Origin of the sequence: Streptomyces sp. 130, assembly GCF_007096885.1 — a bacterium.
Taxonomy (GTDB): domain Bacteria; phylum Actinomycetota; class Actinomycetes; order Streptomycetales; family Streptomycetaceae; genus Streptomyces.
Map to the genome: position 1 here is coordinate 27,268 of NZ_VJNO01000049.1, position 15,781 is coordinate 43,048.

Below are 15,781 nucleotides of genomic sequence, written 5' to 3' on the forward strand. Positions count from 1 at the left end.
GCCGGGGGTCAGGTGCGCAGCAGGCGGGCGATGGCCTTGGTGGCCTCCTCGACCTTCGCGTCGACCTCGTCGCCGCCCTTGAGGGCCGCGTCGGCGACGCAGTGCCGCAGGTGCTCCTCCAGGAGCTGGAGCGCGAAGGACTGGAGTGCCTTGGTGGACGCCGAGACCTGGGTGAGTATGTCGATGCAGTAGACGTCCTCGTCCACCATGCGCTGGAGGCCGCGGATCTGGCCCTCGATGCGGCGCAGGCGCTTGAGGTGTTCGGCCTTCTGGTGGTGGTAGCCGTGTATTCCGCGGTCGTGGTCGGTGACGATCGCTTCCACGGGGGCCGCGCCGGGTACCGCGTCCGGTGAGGGGCCGGTACCCATGGCCTCGGTGGTGGTCATTGCTGCCTCCCGCTTTCCCATTACCCTGCCGTTTATATACCCCTGGTGGGTATATCCTAACGAATTCAGCTGAAACGTGACCTAGGGCCCGTGCTGATCACTGTGCCCGATGGGCGACACTGAAGAATGCCGGTTAGCCGTGGCCGGATGATGCGCCTAGCATCAGCCTGACCGAATCCAAAGCACCCCGAGGACCCCACGTGCGCTTTCGTCTGACCCCCAGGGAGACGAGCTTCTACGACATGTTCTCCGCGTCCGCGGACAACATCGTCACGGGCTCGAAACTCCTGATGGAACTGCTCGGGGCGGATTCGTCCTCCCGGGCCGAGATCGCGGAGCGCATGCGGGCAGCGGAGCACGCCGGGGACGACGCGACCCACGCGATCTTCCACCAGCTGAACTCCTCCTTCATTACGCCCTTCGACCGCGAGGACATTTACAACCTCGCGTCGTCGCTCGACGACATCATGGACTTCATGGAGGAGGCCGTCGATCTGGTCGTGCTGTATCAGATCGAGACGCTCCCCAAGGGGGTGGAGCAGCAGATCGAGGTGCTGGCCCGGGCGGCCGAACTGACCGCCGAGGCCATGCCGGGTCTGCGCACGATGGACAACCTCACCGAGTACTGGATCGAGGTCAACCGTCTGGAGAACCAGGCCGACCAGATCCACCGCAAGCTGCTCGCCCACCTCTTCAACGGCAAGTACGACGCCATAGAGGTGCTGAAGCTGAAGCAGATCGTGGATGTGCTGGAGGAGGCTGCCGACGCGTTCGAGCACGTCGCGAACACGGTGGAGACCATCGCGGTCAAGGAGTCCTGAACCACGTGGACACCTTCGTACTGATCGTGACCATCGGTGTCGCGCTCGGCTTCACCTACACCAACGGCTTCCACGACTCGGCGAACGCGATCGCCACGTCGGTCTCGACCCGTGCGCTGACGCCGCGTGCGGCGCTGGCGATGGCGGCCGTGATGAACCTCGCGGGCGCGTTCCTCGGCAGCGGGGTCGCCAAGACCGTCAGTGAGGGCCTGATCGCGACGCCCGAGGGCAACAAGGGGATGGGCATCCTCTTCGCGGCGCTCGTCGGCGCCGTGATCTGGAACCTGATCACCTGGTACTTCGGCCTGCCCTCGTCGTCCTCGCACGCGCTGTTCGGCGGGATGGTCGGCGCGGCGCTGGCGGGCGGGACGATGGTGCACTGGGACGGGGTGCTCGACAAGATCGTCATCCCGATGTTCCTGTCGCCGGTGATCGGCCTGGTGGTCGGTTATCTGGTGATGGTCGCCATCATGTGGTTGTTCCGGAAGGCCAATCCGCACAAGGCCAAGCGCGGTTTCCGCATCGCGCAGACGGTCTCCGCCGCGGGCATGGCGCTCGGGCACGGTCTCCAGGACGCGCAGAAGACGATGGGCATCGTGGTGATGGCCCTCGTCATCGCCGACGTCGAGTCCCCGAGCGATCCGATCCCGGTCTGGGTGAAGCTGGTCTGCGCGCTGATGCTGTCGCTCGGTACGTACGCGGGCGGCTGGCGCATCATGCGTACGCTCGGCCGGAAGATCATCGAGCTGGACCCGCCGCAGGGGTTCGCCGCCGAGACGACGGGCGCTTCGATCATGTTCGGTTCGGCGTTCCTCTTCCACGCGCCGATCTCGACCACGCATGTGATCACCTCGGCGATCATGGGTGTGGGCGCCACGAAGCGGGTGAACGCGGTGCGGTGGGGCGTCGCGAAGAACATCATCCTGGGGTGGTTCATCACGATGCCGGCCGCGGCGCTGGTCGCCGCCGCGAGCTACGGGGTCGTCTATCTGATGTTCGGCTGACGCCGGCCGCCGTACGTGGGTCCGCCCCGCACTCCCTCGGAGTGCGGGGCGGACCCTTTTCGCCTTGTGGTGGCACCGCCATGCAGCACCCCAAGGCCGTACGGGAGGGCCGGGCGGATCAGCCGAAGCGGCCGGAGATGTAGTCCTCGGTGGCCTGGACCGAGGGGTTGGAGAAGATGCGTTCCGTCTCGTCGATCTCGATGAGCTTGCCGGGCTTGCCGACCGCCGCCAGGTTGAAGAACGCGGTGCGGTCCGAGACGCGGGCGGCCTGCTGCATGTTGTGCGTGACGATGACGATCGTGAACCGCTCCTTGAGCTCGCCGACCAGGTCCTCGATGGCGAGGGTGGAGATCGGGTCGAGGGCGGAGCACGGCTCGTCCATCAGCAGCACGTCCGGCTCGACGGCGATCGCGCGGGCGATGCACAGGCGCTGCTGCTGTCCGCCGGAGAGGCCGGAGCCGGGCTTGTTCAGCCGGTCCTTGACCTCGTTCCACAGGTTCGCCCCGCGCAGCGACTTCTCGACGATGTCGTTCAGGGCGCTCTTGCGGTACGAGCCGTTGAGGCGCAGGCCGGCCGCCACGTTGTCGAAGATCGACATGGTGGGGAAGGGGTTCGGGCGCTGGAAGACCATGCCGACCGTGCGGCGTACGGTCACCGGGTCGACGTTCGTCCCGTACAGGTTCTCGTCGTCCAGGAGCACCTTTCCCTCGACGCGGCCGCCGGGGGTGACCTCGTGCATGCGGTTCAGGGTGCGCAGGAAGGTGGACTTGCCGCAGCCGGAGGGGCCGATGAAGGCGGTCACCGAGCGGGGCTCGATGGTCATGGAGATGTCGTCTATCGCCTTGTGGCTGCCGTAGTAGGCCGACAGTCCGCTGACGTCGATGCGCTTGGCCATCTGAATCACTGCTGCTTTCCGGCGGGCCTAGCGCCCGGCCTTGGGGGCCTTCCAGCGGGCGATGCCGCGGGCCACCAGGTTGAGGATCATGACGAAGGCGATCAGGACCAGGGCCGCTGCCCAGGCGCGGTCGTAGGACGCGGCCTCACCGATCTTGTACTGCTCGTAGATGTAGAAGGGCAGTGACGACTGGGCGCCTTCGAAGGGGTTGGTGTTGATCAGCTGGCTGCCGAAGACCAGCAGGATGATCGGGGCGGTCTCGCCGGCGATGCGGGCGACGGCGAGCATGACGCCGGTGGCGATGCCGCCGATCGCGGTCGGCAGGACCACCTTCAGGATCGTGCGCCACTTCGGGATGCCGAGGGCGAGGGACGCCTCGCGGAGCTCGTTCGGGACGAGCTTGAGCATCTCCTCGGTGGAGCGGACGACGACCGGGATCATCAGGATCGTCAGGGCGAGCGAGCCCATCAGGCCGGACGGTTCCAGGCCCGCGATGAGCATGATCGAGAGGATGAAGAGACCGGCCACGATCGACGGGATGCCGGTCATGACGTCCACGAAGAAGGTGACGGCCTTGGCCAGCGCGCCCTTGCCGTACTCCACCAGGTAGACGGCGGTGAGCAGGCCGAGCGGGGCGGAGATCAGGGTGGCGATGCCGACCTGCTCCAGGGTGCCGATCAGCGCGTGGTAGACGCCGCCGCTGGCCTCGGGCCCGAGGACGCCGGCCATCGAGTGGGTCAGGAAGTAGCCGTCCAGGCGTTCGGAGCCGCGGCTGACGGTCGTCCAGAGCAGCGAGGCCAGCGGGACGACGGCGAGCAGGAAGCACACCCAGACGAGGCTGGTGGCGAGGCGGTCGCGGGCCTGGCGCTGGTTCTCGACCACGCTGGTGGTGACGTACGAGATGGCCAGGAAGAGCAGCGCGGAGATCAGGCCCCACTGCACCCGGCTCTGCCAGCCGGCGGCGAGGCCGATGCCGATGCCGAGCGCGACGGCGACCACGGCGAAGCCGATCGGCGCGAAGCGCGGCAGGGACCGGCTGCTGAGGCTGCCCTTCGGGGCGGCCGGTGCGGGCGTCGGGAGGTCCTGGACGCCGGGGGTGGTGGTGGCGTGGCTCATGCGTTGGCCCCCGAGTACTCCTTGCGGCGGGCGATGATGAGCCGGGCCGCGCCGTTGACCAGCAGGGTGAGGACGAAGAGGACCAGGCCGGAGGCGATCAGGGCGTCCCGCCCGAACGCGTCGGCCTCGCCGAACTTCGCCGCGATGTTCTGGGCGAACGTCCCGCCGCCCGGGTTCAGCACGTGCAGCGAGATCAGGAAGTTGGGCGACAGGACGGTGGCGACGGCCATCGTCTCGCCGAGGGCGCGGCCGAGGCCCAGCATCGACGCGGAGATCACGCCGGAGCGGCCGAACGGCAGGACCGAGAGGCGGATGACCTCCCAGCGCGTGGCGCCGAGGGCGAGCGCGGCCTCCTCGTTCATCCGGGGGACCTGGAGGAAGACCTCGCGGCTGACGCTGGTCACGATCGGCAGGATCATGATCGCGAGCAGGATGCCGACGGTGAAGAGGGAGCGGGCGACGCCGATCTCGGTCTTCTCGAAGACGTAGGTCCAGCCGAAGAACTGGTCGAGCCAGAGGTTGAGCCCCTCCAGGTACGGCACGAGGACGAGGGCGCCCCAGATGCCGTAGACGATGCTGGGGACGGCGGCGAGCAGGTCGATGACGTACGCGATCGGGCCGGCCAGCTTGCGCGGGGCGTAGTGCGAGATGAACAGGGCGATGCCGACGGCGACGGGCACCGCGATGGCCATCGCGATGACGGAGCTGACGACGGTGCCGAAGAGCAGGACGGCGATGCCGAAGACGGGCGGGTCACCGGCCGGGTTCCAGTCGAAGGTGGTGAGGAAGTTGCCCTCGTCCTTCGAGATGGCGATCGCGGCGCGGTAGGTGAGGAACACGGCGATCGACGCCATGATCACCAGGAGCAGGATGCCGGAGCCGCGGGAGAGGCCGAGGAAGATCCGGTCGCCGGCGCGGGCCGTGGACCGGGGGCGGGGTCGCCTGCCCGGTGGGGTTTGTATCTCTTGTGTGGTGGAAGCCATGGTCTTTCCGGTCTGTGTGGGGGAGCCGGGGCTCCCCTGGCGGCGGTGCACCGGAGGGATGGCGTCCGGTCCGGAGGGGTGTTCCGGACCGGACGCCGGTTGCGCTGGGTGTCGTACGGCCGGTTACGAGAGGCCGGCGACGGTCTCGCGGACCTTGGCGTTGATCTCCTCGGGGATCGGGGCGTAGCCCGCCTCGGTGAGGAGCTTCTGGCCGTCCGCGGAGGCGGTGTAGGTCAGGAAGGACTTGACGGTGCCGAGGGTGTCGGCCTTGTTGCCGGTGTCGCAGACGACCTCGTAGGTGACGAGGACCAGCGGGTAGGCGCCGTCGGCCTTGGTGGTGTAGTCGAGGTCGAGCGCCAGGTCCTTGCCGGTGCCCTTGATCTTGGCGGCGGCGATGGCCTTGGAGGCGTTCTCGGAGGACGCCTTGACCGGGGCGGAGCCGCCGGTGTCGATGTCGACCGTGGAGATCTGCTGCGAGGTGGCGTAGGACAGCTCGAAGTAGCCGATGGAGCCGTCGACCTGCTTGACCTGGGTGGCGACGCCGGAGGAGCCGGACGCGGCCTGGCCGCCGGGGGCGGGCCACTTCTTCTCGGCCTCGTACTTCCAGTCCTGCGGAGCCGCGGCGCCCAGGTACTTGCCGAGGTTCTGCGTGGTGCCGGAGTCCTCGGAGCGGTGGAAGGGCTGGATCGCCTTGTCCGGCAGCTTGGCGTCGGGGTTGAGCTTGGCGATCGCCTCGTCGTTCCACTTCTTGATCTTCGTGTCGAAGATCTTGGCGAGGGTGGGGGCGTCCAGGGTCAGGCTGTCGACGCCTTCGAGGTGGAAGCCGATCGCGATCGGGCCGCCGACCATCGGGAGGTTGATGCCCTGGCCGGTCTTGCAGATCTTCTTGGAGTCGGCGACCTCCTCGGGCTTCAGCGCCGAGTCGGAGCCGGCGAAGCCGACGGTGCCCTGGTTGAACGCGACGATGCCCTCGCCGGACGAGGAGGAGTTGTAGTTGATCTCCACGCCGGAGCAGGCGGCCATGTACTCCTTGACCCAGAGGTCCATGGCGTTCTTCTGCGCGCTGGAGCCGGAGGCGCGCAGCTGGCCCTTGGCGCCGTCGCACTTGACGTTGGACGCGGCCTTCGTCTGGGCGCCGCCGGTGGCGGAGGTGTCGCTGCTGTTGTCGTCCGAACCGCACGCCGTGAGGACCAGGGCGCCGGAGACGGCGAGGGCACCGAGCGCGGTGGCACGAAGCCGGTTCTTGCGCTGAAGCTTCACTTTCGGGTGTTCCTTCCAGAAGCCGCCGCGGCTGCAGTTGCGGGCGGCGTGCGACGCGGGCGGTGCAGTGGCTGATCGCTGCACCCGGTAGGTCTGAAATTAGGCAGAACAGGTGAAGTGGTTTACGGGGGTGAGTGAACGGAGAGTGAACCGTGGCGGGCGGCGAGGTTCTCGGCTCTACGCCTCTCGCAGCGTCTTCAGCGCCGCGTCCAGCACCTCGCGGTCGCGCCGTTGCGTCAGGCGCTCGCGTGCGGCGTCCGGCGGGACCCACACCACCGCGTCCACCTCGTCGTTCGGGGTGAAGGAGCCGGCGGTGGCCTCGGCGGACCAGTACGTGACCTCCTTCGGGCGGCCGTGCGCGACGTACCGGACCACGGGCAGCACGGGCCCCGGCACACAGTGGTGGCCCGTCTCCTCCAGGACCTCGCGGACCGCCGCCTCCCGCGGGGACTCGCCGCGCTTCAGCTTGCCCTTGGGGAACGACCAGTCGTCGTAACGCGGCCGGTGTACGAGGCACAGCTCCACGCCCCCGGCCGGCGCGGGCTCCCGGCGCCACAGGACGCAGCCCGCCGCCCGGACCGTGCCGCTCACGGCCGCGCCGCCCCCGTCGTCGCGTAGGGCCAGCTCTCGCGGAACACCGCGCGCGCCGCCTCCACCTCGTGGCGCTGGTCGGCGTGGAGCACGCCCAGGGCGTACGCGGTCGCCGGGGCGATCCTCGGGGTGCGGGCGGCCGTGGCCGCCGCGCCGGCCGCCTCCGCCGCGTCCCGGTGCAGGTCGAGGGCGCGGGCCGGGGCGGCCAGGACCGGATCGGGGGCGCCGTGCACGACCTCGTGGGCGTAGCGGTGCAGCCGGAGCAGCAGGCGGGTCTGGTGCCAGGGCGCGTCGTGCGCCTCGTTGTACGGCTCGGCCGACTCGTCGGAGGGCAGCGCGGCGACCGCCCCGAGCAGCCGCTGCTCCGCCCGGTCCGCGGGTTCGGCGAGCAGGTCGCCGGCCGGGCCGGCCGCGGCGGGGGAGAGCGGGACCTCGGAGGCGAGCAGCGCGACCGCGTCGGCCACCGCGTGGAAGCGGGAGGAGCCGAGGGCCTGGAGGGCCGCGGAGTGGGCGCGGGTCCGGGCGAGGGTGAGCTGGCGTTCCAGCAGCGCGCCGGCCCGGGCGGCGCCGACGCCGAGGACGGGGCGGGCCGATCCCGCGGAGTCGCCGGTGCGGGCGGCCGGGAGGGCGGGGTCGCCGGAGAGCCCGTGCAGTGCGTCGAGGAGCCGGGTCAGCCGGTCCGCGTACGCGTGCTCGCGGGCGAGGGTGGCGGAGAGCCAGGACAGTTCGGTGCGCAGCTGCTCCGCCCAGAGCGGGTCGAGCCCGGTGCGGAAGGTGCGCAGGGTCGCGCCGATCCGGCGGGCGGAGCGGCGCAGTGCGGTGGCGGCCTGTTCGGCGGCGCGCGATCCGGCGTCCGTGGGGGCGGTGTTCTCGCGGTGCAGGCGCAGGCTGCGCAGGAAGTCCGCGGCCTGGGTGCGCAGATAGGGGCCGAGGACCGACCCCGCGCTCACGCCGGTGATCTCGGGGGCGTGGGCCGGGGCGGCCTGGGTCTGGTGGTCAGGGCGTCGCACGCCGGCGCCTCCGGGCGTCAATGAGCATTTCCTGTACGTGCCGCAGGGGTTTGCCGTCCGCGTCCACGGAGTGCCGGGTCCAGTTGCCGTCGGGGCCCAGGTGCCAGGAGGAGGTGGTGTCGGCCATGCCGGTCTCCAGGAGGCGGCTGAGGGCGGCGCGGTGGGCGGGGTCGGTGACCCGGACCAGGGCCTCGATGCGGCGGTCGAGGTTGCGGTGCATCATGTCGGCGCTGCCGAACCAGACTTCGGGGTCGCCGCCGTTGCCGAAGGCGAAGACCCGGGAGTGTTCGAGGAAGCGGCCGAGGACCGAGCGGACCCGGATGTTCTCGGAGAGGCCGGTGACGCCGGGGCGGATCGCGCAGATGCCGCGTACCCAGATGTCGACGGGGACGCCGGCCTGGGCGGCCCGGTAGCAGGCGTCGATGACCGCCTCGTCCACCATCGAGTTGACCTTGATCCGCACGTATGCGGGGCGGCCGGCGCGGTGGTGCGTCACCTCCTTGGTGATGCGGGCGACCAGGCCGTCGCGCAGCGACTTGGGGGCGACGAGGAGGCGGCGGTAGGTCTCGCGGCGGGAGTAGCCGGAGAGCCGGTTGAAGAGGTCGGAGAGGTCCGCGCCGACCTGCGGGTCCGCGGTGAGGAGGCCCAGGTCCTCGTAGAGCCGGGCCGTCTTGGGGTGGTAGTTGCCGGTGCCGACGTGCGAGTAGCGGCGCAGGGTGTCGCCCTCCTGGCGGACGACGAGGGAGAGCTTGCAGTGCGTCTTGAGGCCGACGAGCCCGTAGACGACGTGGCAGCCCGCCTCCTCCAGCTTGCGCGCCCACTTGATGTTGGCCTGCTCGTCGAAGCGGGCCTTGAGCTCGACCAGGACGAGGACCTGTTTGCCGGATTCGGCGGCGTCGATGAGGGCGTCCACTATGGGTGAGTCGCCCGAGGTCCGGTAGAGCGTCTGCTTGATCGCGAGGACGTCCGGGTCGCCGGCCGCCTGCTCCAGGAACGCCTGGACGGAGGTGGAGAAGGAGTCGTACGGGTGGTGCAGCAGCACGTCCCGCTCGCGTACGGCGGCGAAGATGTCCGGCGCGGACGCGGATTCCACCTCGGCGAGGTCGCGGTGGGTGCCGGCGATGAACTTGGGGTACTTGAGCTCGGGCCGGTCCAGCGACGCTATGCCGAACAGCCCCGTCAGATCGAGCGGACCGGGCAGCGGGTAGACCTCGGCGTCGGACACCTTCAGCTCGCGGACCAGCAGGTCCAGTACGTACGGGTCGATGGACTCCTCGACCTCCAGGCGGACCGGCGGGCCGAAGCGACGCCGCATGAGCTCCTTCTCCAGGGCCTGGAGGAGGTTCTCCGCGTCGTCCTCCTCGACCTCCAGGTCCTCGTTCCTGGTGACCCGGAACATGTGGTGCGCCAGCACCTCCATGCCCGGGAAGAGCTCCTCCAGGTGGGCCGCGATGACGTCCTCTATGGGGACGTAGCGCTGCGGCGACGCCTCCAGGAAGCGGGTCAGCAGCGGCGGCACCTTGACCCGGGCGAAGTGGCGGTGGCCGCTGACCGGATTGCGTACGACGACGGCGAGGTTCAGCGAGAGGCCGGAGATGTACGGGAAGGGGTGGGCCGGGTCCACGGCGAGGGGGGTGAGGACCGGGAAGACGCGCTGCCGGAAGAAGGTGAACAGGCGGGCCTGCTCCTTGTCGGTGAGCTCCGGCCAGCGGATCAGCTGGATGCCCTCGTCGGACAGTGCGGGGGCGACGTCCTGCTGGTAGCAGGCGGCGTGCCGCGCCATGAGTTCGCGCGAGCGGGTCCAGATCAGGTCCAGCACCTCGCGGGGCAGGAGGCCGGACGCGGACCGGTTGGCGACCCCGGTCGCGATGCGGCGCTTCAGGCCGGCGACCCGGACCATGAAGAACTCGTCCAGGTTCGACGCGAAGATCGCCAGGAAGTTGGCCCGCTCCAGCAGGGGCGTGGTCGGGTCCTCGGCCAGTTCGAGGACCCGTTCGTTGAACGCGAGCCAGCTGCGTTCCCGGTCCAGGAAGCGGCCCTGGGGCAGCTCGTCCCCGTCGACCTCGGGCTCGTAGGCGTCGGCGTCGGCGTCGATGTCGGGGTCGAAATCGGCGGCGGTGGACAGGGCGGCGCCTCTCCCGGACGGGGCGACGGCGTGCGGCCGGTGTGCGGCGAGGGCACCGACGGACGGCTGGGCGGCGGGCTGGACCTGGACCTCGGAGCTGGGCTGCTGGCTCATGGATCCATTGTTCCGCCCGGAGCGCTCCGCAAGCGCGTCGGAGGCGGACGAGATCGCGTGGTCGGCGCGGTCGGGGTGCGTTCTGCCGTTATTTCGCCCGTTGCGGGGGGACGGCACAGCTGGCTGCATCCTGCGAGGGTCGCAAGGCCGTCTGAATGCGTGGTTACGACGACATGACGTGCGGGAAGCGGTGGGTGGCCGTGTGTGGGGGCCCTGTCCGGGGCCGGCGCCCCGGACAGGTTTGGGAACGCCTCAGACGTGGTAGCGCCGCAGCACCCGGAAGGCGAGGACGGTGGCGGCTGCGGCGAGGCCGAGGAGGACGGCGGTTTCGGCGAGCTGGAGCGGCCAGAAGGGTCCGCCGGGGCGGACGGCATACGCGGCTCCGGCCACCAGCGGGTAGGCGGCCGCGGTGATGGTCATGGCCAGGAGGGTGCGGCGGACCAGCAGCGCGACGAGGGCGCCGAGGACGAGCCAGAGCACGGCGTACACGACGGGTACCGGGCCCATTGAGCTGTACACCCACCACTCGGACGACTGCAGCGGATAGTGCGTGTGATGCGTTCGGGACCAGCCCCAGGAGTACACGCCTGACAGCACGGCGACGCCGGACACGGTGAGTACCGCGGGCACGGCGAGCCTGGCAGCCAGCCAGCGGGCGGGACTCACCGACTGGCTCCAGGAGAGTCGGTAGGTGCCGTCCTCCAGTTCCCGGCCGACGAGCGGGCCCGCGACGAAGAGACCCACGAGTGCGGGCAGGGCCGTCATGACCAGCCCGGTGTATGCGAAGAGGTGGTTGTAGTACAGCTCGACGCTGAGGAAGTGGCGGACCTGGATGCCGCAGCCGCTGACGGTGTGCTGGACGGAGCACCCGGTCCCGGCGAAGTCGGCGGCGGCGGACGACGTGAACAACCAGGCGCCGACCACCAGCGCGATCCCGGCGAGGGCGAGGGCTCCGCTCACCCACAGGACGAGGCGGTGCTGCCGTACGACGAGCCGTGCCGGACCTCGCAGGGCGATCGCGCTCATGCCGCCACCGCCTCGCGGGTCGTCGCGCTCGGTGTCAGCAGCGTGTGGGCCTCCGGGGAACGCAAATGGGCGAGCAGCAGTTCCTCCAGGGAGGGTTCGGACCTGTCCCAGGCCGGGGCCACCGGGCCGTCCGGGCGGACCAGGGCGGTCAGGGTGCGGCCCGTCGTGCGGGATTCGATCACCGTGTGCGGGGCCAGGTCGCCGACCGGGCCCGTGAGGACGGCGTGAGCCGCGATCAGGTCGTCCGTCTCACCGCCGAGGCGGACGCGTCCGCCGTCCACGAGGAGCAGGTAGTCGCAGGCGCCCTCCAGCTCGCTGAGGATGTGCGAGGACATCACGATGGTCGTCCGGTGCTCGGCGGCCTCGGCCATCAGGGCGCCCATCAGCTGGTGGCGAGCTAGGGGGTCGAGGTCGGCCATCGGCTCGTCCAGGAGCAGAAGTTCGGCCCGCTTGCCCAGCGCGAGGGCGAGGGCGAGCCGGGTGCGCTGGCCGCCCGACAGGTCGCGGACCTTCGTGCCCGACGGCAGCGGTTCGGCGATGCGCGCCGCCGCGTCCCGGTCCCAGCCCTCCGGGTTCAGCTCCGCGCCCGCCCACAGCGTTTCGGAGACCGTCAATTGCGGGTAGAGCGGCTTGTCCTGGGCGACGTACGCCATCCGGGTACGCGTCTCGCCGGGCGCCGAGCCCAGGACCCGCAGCGTTCCCTCGGCCGGCCGCAGGAAACCCGCCGCCAGGGCGAGCAGGGTGGACTTGCCGGCGCCGTTGGGCCCGACGAGCGCGCAGACGGCTCCGGCGGGCAGCCGGAACGTGCAGTCGCGCAGCGCCCAGCCGGCCCTGCGGCCCCGGTATCTCATGCCGAGGCCGACGGCCTCCAGCGCGGTACCTGTCATCGGTCCTGGTCCCCCTCGAAGGTGCTGTCCAGTACGGCGGTGAAGAGCGCGCCCACGTCGTCGCGTTCGAGCCCGGCGGCCCGCGCTCTGGCCGCCCAGGCGGCGAGTTCGGTGCGCAGCGGGGAGTCGTCGGCCGCCGCGCCACCGAGCGACCGGGTGACGAAGGTGCCGAGGCCGCGGCGGCCCTCGACCAGCCCTTCGCGTTCCAGCTCGCGGTACGCCTTGAGCACGGTGTTCGGGTTGATCGCGGTGGCCTCGACCACCTCGCGGGCGGTGGGCAGCCGGTCGCCGGGCTCCAGCAGGCCCAGGCGCAGGGCCTGTTTGGTCTGCTGGACGATCTGGAGGTACGTGGCGACGCCGCTGCGCCGGTCTATGCGGAACTCGACTGCCGCGGACTCTGCCATCTTCACCCTTTCACTAATTGAGTGGTGAAAGGGTGACGTAAGGAAGGGGCGGCGTCAAGCGGCGCCGCCCCTGGGGGAGCTGAGAGGGGGTCAGGATTCCGTGCGGTACATCAGGTCGACCTCGTGCGTCACGAAGCCCATGCGCTCGTAGACGGCGAGCGCCGCCGGGTTGTCCGCGTCGACGTAGAGCATGGCGGTCGGCAGGCCCTGCGCCGCCAGGTGGCGCAGCCCGATCGCGGTGAGCGCCTTGCCGAGGCCGCCGCCCTGCGCGTCGGGCCGGATGCCGACCACGTACACCTCGCCGAGCTGCTCGTCCGCGTGCACCTTCGTCCAGTGGAAGCCGATCAGCTCCGTGGCGCCCGCGCCGTCCTCGCGCTCGGCCAGGAAGAAGCCCTTCGGGTCGAACCAGGGCTCGGCCTTGCGGTCGTCCAGGTCGCGCTGGGTCAGGGAGCCCTGCTCGGGGTGGTGGGCGAAGGCGGCGCGGTTCACCGCGAGCCAGGCGGCGTCGTCCTCGCCCGGGACGAAGGTGCGCACGGTGACGCCCGGGGGCAGGGCCGGCTCCGCGAGGTTCAGGGGGTTCAACGGGCGGCGCAGCTGGCGCAGTTCCCGGAACAGGGAGAGACCGAGGACCTGGGCGAGATGGCGGGCCGCGGCCTTGCCGCCGTGCGCCCAGACCCGCAGCCGTTTCCCGGTGGCGGCGAGCAGGGCGGCCCCGAGCGCGCGGCCGTGGCCGTGGCCCCGGTGCGAGGGGTGCACGACCAGTTCGGCGGCGGGTGCCTCGACGGGGTCGGTGTCCTCCAGCTGTGCGTACCCGGCGAGTACGCCCCCCGCTGACAGCAGGAAGTGCCGTACGCCTTCCCGCTGCCCGCCCCGCAGTTGCAGACGGCCCTGTTCCGAGACGGCCTGCCGGCCGTCGGACCGCGCGGCCTCGGTGAGCAGGTCGAGCACGGCCGCTGCCTGGTCGGGGGAGAGGGTGTCGAGCGTCTGGATCTCGCGTCCGGGGGCGGGGAGGGGTGCGTCTGTCGTCATGGGTCCGAGCGTATGCGCCTGCGGCCCGCACCGGTTGGCAACCACTTCGTAACCCCGGACACCTGTCGCGCTACGCGCGTTGACTCTAGGCTGCGGCTCGTACTTCACCCGCTGAACTCACAAGGGGACCGATGTCAGCGACACCGCAGAAGAACCGGGCGTCACGGCGGGTGCTCGCCGCCGCGGCCGGTCTCGCCACCGTGGGCGCGCTCGTCGCCGCCATGCCGGCCGGCGCCCAGGGGCGCGGCCACGACGGCGGCCACGGCCACGGGCACAACACGCCCGCCCGGACCGTCGACGTGCAGCTGCTGTCCTTCAACGACCTGCACGGCAATCTGGAGCCGCCGGCCGGCTCGGCCGGTACGGTCACCGAGACGCAGGCCGACGGTACGACGAAGGCGATCCCGGCCGGCGGCGTCGAGTACCTCGCGTCCTCGCTGCGTGCCGCCCGCAAGGGCCACCCGTACTCGATCACCGCGGCCGGCGGCGACATGGTCGGCGCGAGCCCGCTGCTGTCGGGGCTCTTCCACGACGAGCCGACCATCGAGGCGCTGAACAAGATCGACCTCGATGTGACGAGCGTCGGCAACCACGAGTTCGACGAGGGCGCGACCGAGCTGGCCCGCCTCCAGAACGGCGGCTGCCACCCGGTCGAGGGGTGCTACGAGAAGGGCAAGAAGTTCCCGGGCGCCGACTTCCCGTACCTCGCCGCCAATGTGACGGACGAGAAGACCGGGAAGCCGATCCTCAAGCCGTACACCGTGTGGAAGAAGAACGGCGTCAAGATCGGCTTCATCGGGGTGACCCTGGAGGGCACGCCGAACATCGTGACGGCCAACGGCGTCAAGGGACTGCAGTTCCACGACGAGGTCGAGACGATCAACAAGTACGCCAAGGAGCTGGACCGCCAGGGCGTGAAGTCGATCGTCGCGCTCATCCACGAGGGCGGCCAGCCCGCCTCCACCGCGTACGACTACGACTGCGACAGCCCGGGCGCCGGTGACGGCATCTCCGGGCCGATCACGGACATCGCCAAGGGCATCACGCCGAAGGTGGACGCCCTGGTCACGGGCCACACCCACCAGGCGTACGTCTGCACCATCCCGGACCCGGCGGGCAACCCGCGCCTGGTCACCTCGGCGGCCTCCTTCGGCCGGCTGTACACGGACACGACGCTGACGTACGACCGCCGCACCGGCGACATCGTGCGCACGGCGGTGAAGGGCAGCGGCAAGCACGGCTCGAAGTCCCACGGGTCGCAGCCGTCCAACCCGGTCTCCGCGAACCACCTGGTCAGCCGCGACCAGGCGCCCGCCAAGGACATGACGGACCTGATCGCCCGCTGGAACACCCTCGCGGCCCCGATCTCGAACCGGCCGCAGGGCTACATCTCGGCCGACATCGACGGCCGCGGCTCCACGGCCCTGGAGAAGCCGCTCGGTGACCTGATCGCCGACGCGCAGCTGGAGGGCCTGGCACCGGCGGACAAGGGCGGAGCGGTCGTCGCCTTCATGAACCCGGGCGGCATCCGCGCGGACCTGGTGTACCAGGCGTCCGGCAGTGAGGGCGACGGCGTCGTCACGTACGGCGAGGCGTTCACCGTGCAGCCGTTCACCAACATGATGAACGTCGTGACCTTGACCGGCGCACAGCTCGTCTCCGCCCTTCAGCAGCAGGTCAGCGGCTCGAACGAGGCCAGCCCGAAGATCCTCCAGGTCTCGAAGGGCCTCACCTACACGCTGGACATGACCAAGTCCGGCGCGGCGCGCGTCGTCACGGACACCATCAAGCTGAACGGTGAGGCGATCGACCCGGGCAAGACGTACCGCGTCGCGATGAACGAGTTCCTGGCGGGCGGCGGTGACGGCTTCGCGGCGCTCGGAGAGGGCACCGACAAGCTGGTCGGCGCCTCCGACCTGGACCTCTTCAACGCCTACCTGGCCGCGCACTCCACGGCCTCGGCTCCGCTGGCCCCGCCGGCGACGGACCGGATCACGGTCGTGCAGTAACAGCACGGCGGAAGGGGGGAGGGGGGGGGGGGGGGGGGGGGGGGGCGCCCCCCCCCCCCCCCCCCCCCCCCCCCCCCCCCCCCCCCCCCCCCCCCCCCCCCCCCCCCCCCCCCCCCCCCCC

General features: G+C 70.8%; 15 protein-coding genes. 3 read left to right on the forward strand and 12 right to left on the reverse strand.

Features of this window, described 5'->3' with window-relative positions:
- Positions 1-8: 8 nt before the first annotated feature.
- Positions 9-386, reverse strand: a complete 378-nt coding sequence (locus FKN01_RS28875) for a metal-sensitive transcriptional regulator (protein ID WP_073964812.1) — start codon at positions 384-386, stop codon at positions 9-11.
- Positions 387-586: 200 nt separating this feature from the next.
- On the opposite strand from FKN01_RS28875, the gene FKN01_RS28880 reads away from it, so the two are divergent.
- Entirely contained in the window at positions 587-1,207 is a 621-nt protein-coding gene (locus FKN01_RS28880; protein WP_026171331.1) for a DUF47 domain-containing protein, read from the forward strand.
- Positions 1,208-1,212: 5 nt separating this feature from the next.
- The gene (locus FKN01_RS28885) at positions 1,213-2,211 is read left to right on the forward strand and encodes an inorganic phosphate transporter (protein ID WP_143625603.1); all 999 of its coding nucleotides are present in this window, start codon (positions 1,213-1,215) and stop codon (positions 2,209-2,211) included.
- 118 nt (positions 2,212-2,329) lie between these two features.
- Here the strand turns inward: FKN01_RS28885 and pstB are convergent, their stop codons facing one another.
- The 11 genes from pstB to mshD form a co-directional block, all read right to left on the reverse strand.
- Entirely contained in the window at positions 2,330-3,106 is a 777-nt protein-coding gene (pstB, locus tag FKN01_RS28890) for a phosphate ABC transporter ATP-binding protein PstB (protein ID WP_143625604.1), read from the reverse strand.
- Between the two features lie 27 nt (positions 3,107-3,133).
- Positions 3,134-4,222, reverse strand: coding sequence for a phosphate ABC transporter permease PstA (gene pstA, locus FKN01_RS28895; RefSeq protein WP_143625605.1), 1,089 nt, complete (start codon positions 4,220-4,222; stop codon positions 3,134-3,136).
- On the reverse strand, positions 4,219-5,205 hold the full coding sequence (pstC, locus tag FKN01_RS28900) for a phosphate ABC transporter permease subunit PstC (protein ID WP_143625606.1): 987 nt from the start codon (positions 5,203-5,205) through the stop codon (positions 4,219-4,221). The genes pstA and pstC overlap by 4 nt, the downstream gene beginning before the upstream one ends.
- Before the next feature lie 123 nt (positions 5,206-5,328).
- A complete protein-coding gene (gene pstS, locus FKN01_RS28905) occupies positions 5,329-6,465 on the reverse strand; it encodes a phosphate ABC transporter substrate-binding protein PstS (RefSeq protein WP_143625607.1) in 1,137 nt (378 codons plus the stop codon).
- Between the two features lie 177 nt (positions 6,466-6,642).
- Positions 6,643-7,056, reverse strand: coding sequence for an NUDIX hydrolase (locus tag FKN01_RS28910; protein ID WP_143625608.1), 414 nt, complete (start codon positions 7,054-7,056; stop codon positions 6,643-6,645).
- On the reverse strand, positions 7,053-8,066 hold the full coding sequence (locus tag FKN01_RS28915; protein WP_260697057.1) for a CHAD domain-containing protein: 1,014 nt from the start codon (positions 8,064-8,066) through the stop codon (positions 7,053-7,055). The genes FKN01_RS28910 and FKN01_RS28915 overlap by 4 nt, the downstream gene beginning before the upstream one ends.
- Positions 8,053-10,305, reverse strand: a complete 2,253-nt coding sequence (locus tag FKN01_RS28920) for an RNA degradosome polyphosphate kinase (protein ID WP_143625610.1) — start codon at positions 10,303-10,305, stop codon at positions 8,053-8,055. The genes FKN01_RS28915 and FKN01_RS28920 overlap by 14 nt, the downstream gene beginning before the upstream one ends.
- A 252-nt stretch (positions 10,306-10,557) precedes the next feature.
- Positions 10,558-11,331 (reverse strand): hypothetical protein, encoded by a 774-nt coding sequence (locus FKN01_RS28925; protein ID WP_143625611.1) that lies wholly within the window; start codon positions 11,329-11,331, stop codon positions 10,558-10,560.
- The gene (locus FKN01_RS28930) at positions 11,328-12,218 is read right to left on the reverse strand and encodes an ABC transporter ATP-binding protein (RefSeq protein WP_143625612.1); all 891 of its coding nucleotides are present in this window, start codon (positions 12,216-12,218) and stop codon (positions 11,328-11,330) included. The genes FKN01_RS28925 and FKN01_RS28930 overlap by 4 nt, the downstream gene beginning before the upstream one ends.
- Positions 12,215-12,622 (reverse strand): GntR family transcriptional regulator, encoded by a 408-nt coding sequence (locus tag FKN01_RS28935; RefSeq protein WP_143625613.1) that lies wholly within the window; start codon positions 12,620-12,622, stop codon positions 12,215-12,217. The genes FKN01_RS28930 and FKN01_RS28935 overlap by 4 nt, the downstream gene beginning before the upstream one ends.
- A 90-nt stretch (positions 12,623-12,712) precedes the next feature.
- Entirely contained in the window at positions 12,713-13,651 is a 939-nt protein-coding gene (mshD, locus tag FKN01_RS28940; protein ID WP_143625614.1) for a mycothiol synthase, read from the reverse strand.
- Positions 13,652-13,782: 131 nt separating this feature from the next.
- Here mshD and FKN01_RS28945 point away from each other — a divergent pair, with 131 nt between their 5' ends.
- Positions 13,783-15,660, forward strand: a complete 1,878-nt coding sequence (locus FKN01_RS28945) for a bifunctional UDP-sugar hydrolase/5'-nucleotidase (protein WP_143625615.1) — start codon at positions 13,783-13,785, stop codon at positions 15,658-15,660.
- Positions 15,661-15,781 lie beyond the last annotated feature (121 nt).

What these genes read in the sequence shown, in the direction of transcription:
- FKN01_RS28875 (WP_073964812.1), bottom strand. Translation starts at nt 386, where the DNA reads ATGACCACCACCGAGGCCATGGGTACCGGCCCCTCACCGGACGCGGTA.
- pstB (WP_143625604.1), bottom strand. Translation starts at nt 3,106, where the DNA reads ATGGCCAAGCGCATCGACGTCAGCGGACTGTCGGCCTACTACGGCAGC.
- pstA (WP_143625605.1), bottom strand. Translation starts at nt 4,222, where the DNA reads ATGAGCCACGCCACCACCACCCCCGGCGTCCAGGACCTCCCGACGCCC.
- pstC (WP_143625606.1), bottom strand. Translation starts at nt 5,205, where the DNA reads ATGGCTTCCACCACACAAGAGATACAAACCCCACCGGGCAGGCGACCC.
- FKN01_RS28920 (WP_143625610.1), bottom strand. Translation starts at nt 10,305, where the DNA reads ATGAGCCAGCAGCCCAGCTCCGAGGTCCAGGTCCAGCCCGCCGCCCAG.
- FKN01_RS28925 (WP_143625611.1), bottom strand. Translation starts at nt 11,331, where the DNA reads ATGAGCGCGATCGCCCTGCGAGGTCCGGCACGGCTCGTCGTACGGCAG.
- FKN01_RS28930 (WP_143625612.1), bottom strand. Translation starts at nt 12,218, where the DNA reads ATGACAGGTACCGCGCTGGAGGCCGTCGGCCTCGGCATGAGATACCGG.
- FKN01_RS28935 (WP_143625613.1), bottom strand. Translation starts at nt 12,622, where the DNA reads ATGGCAGAGTCCGCGGCAGTCGAGTTCCGCATAGACCGGCGCAGCGGC.
- mshD (WP_143625614.1), bottom strand. Translation starts at nt 13,651, where the DNA reads ATGACGACAGACGCACCCCTCCCCGCCCCCGGACGCGAGATCCAGACG.
- FKN01_RS28945 (WP_143625615.1), top strand. Translation starts at nt 13,783, where the DNA reads ATGTCAGCGACACCGCAGAAGAACCGGGCGTCACGGCGGGTGCTCGCC.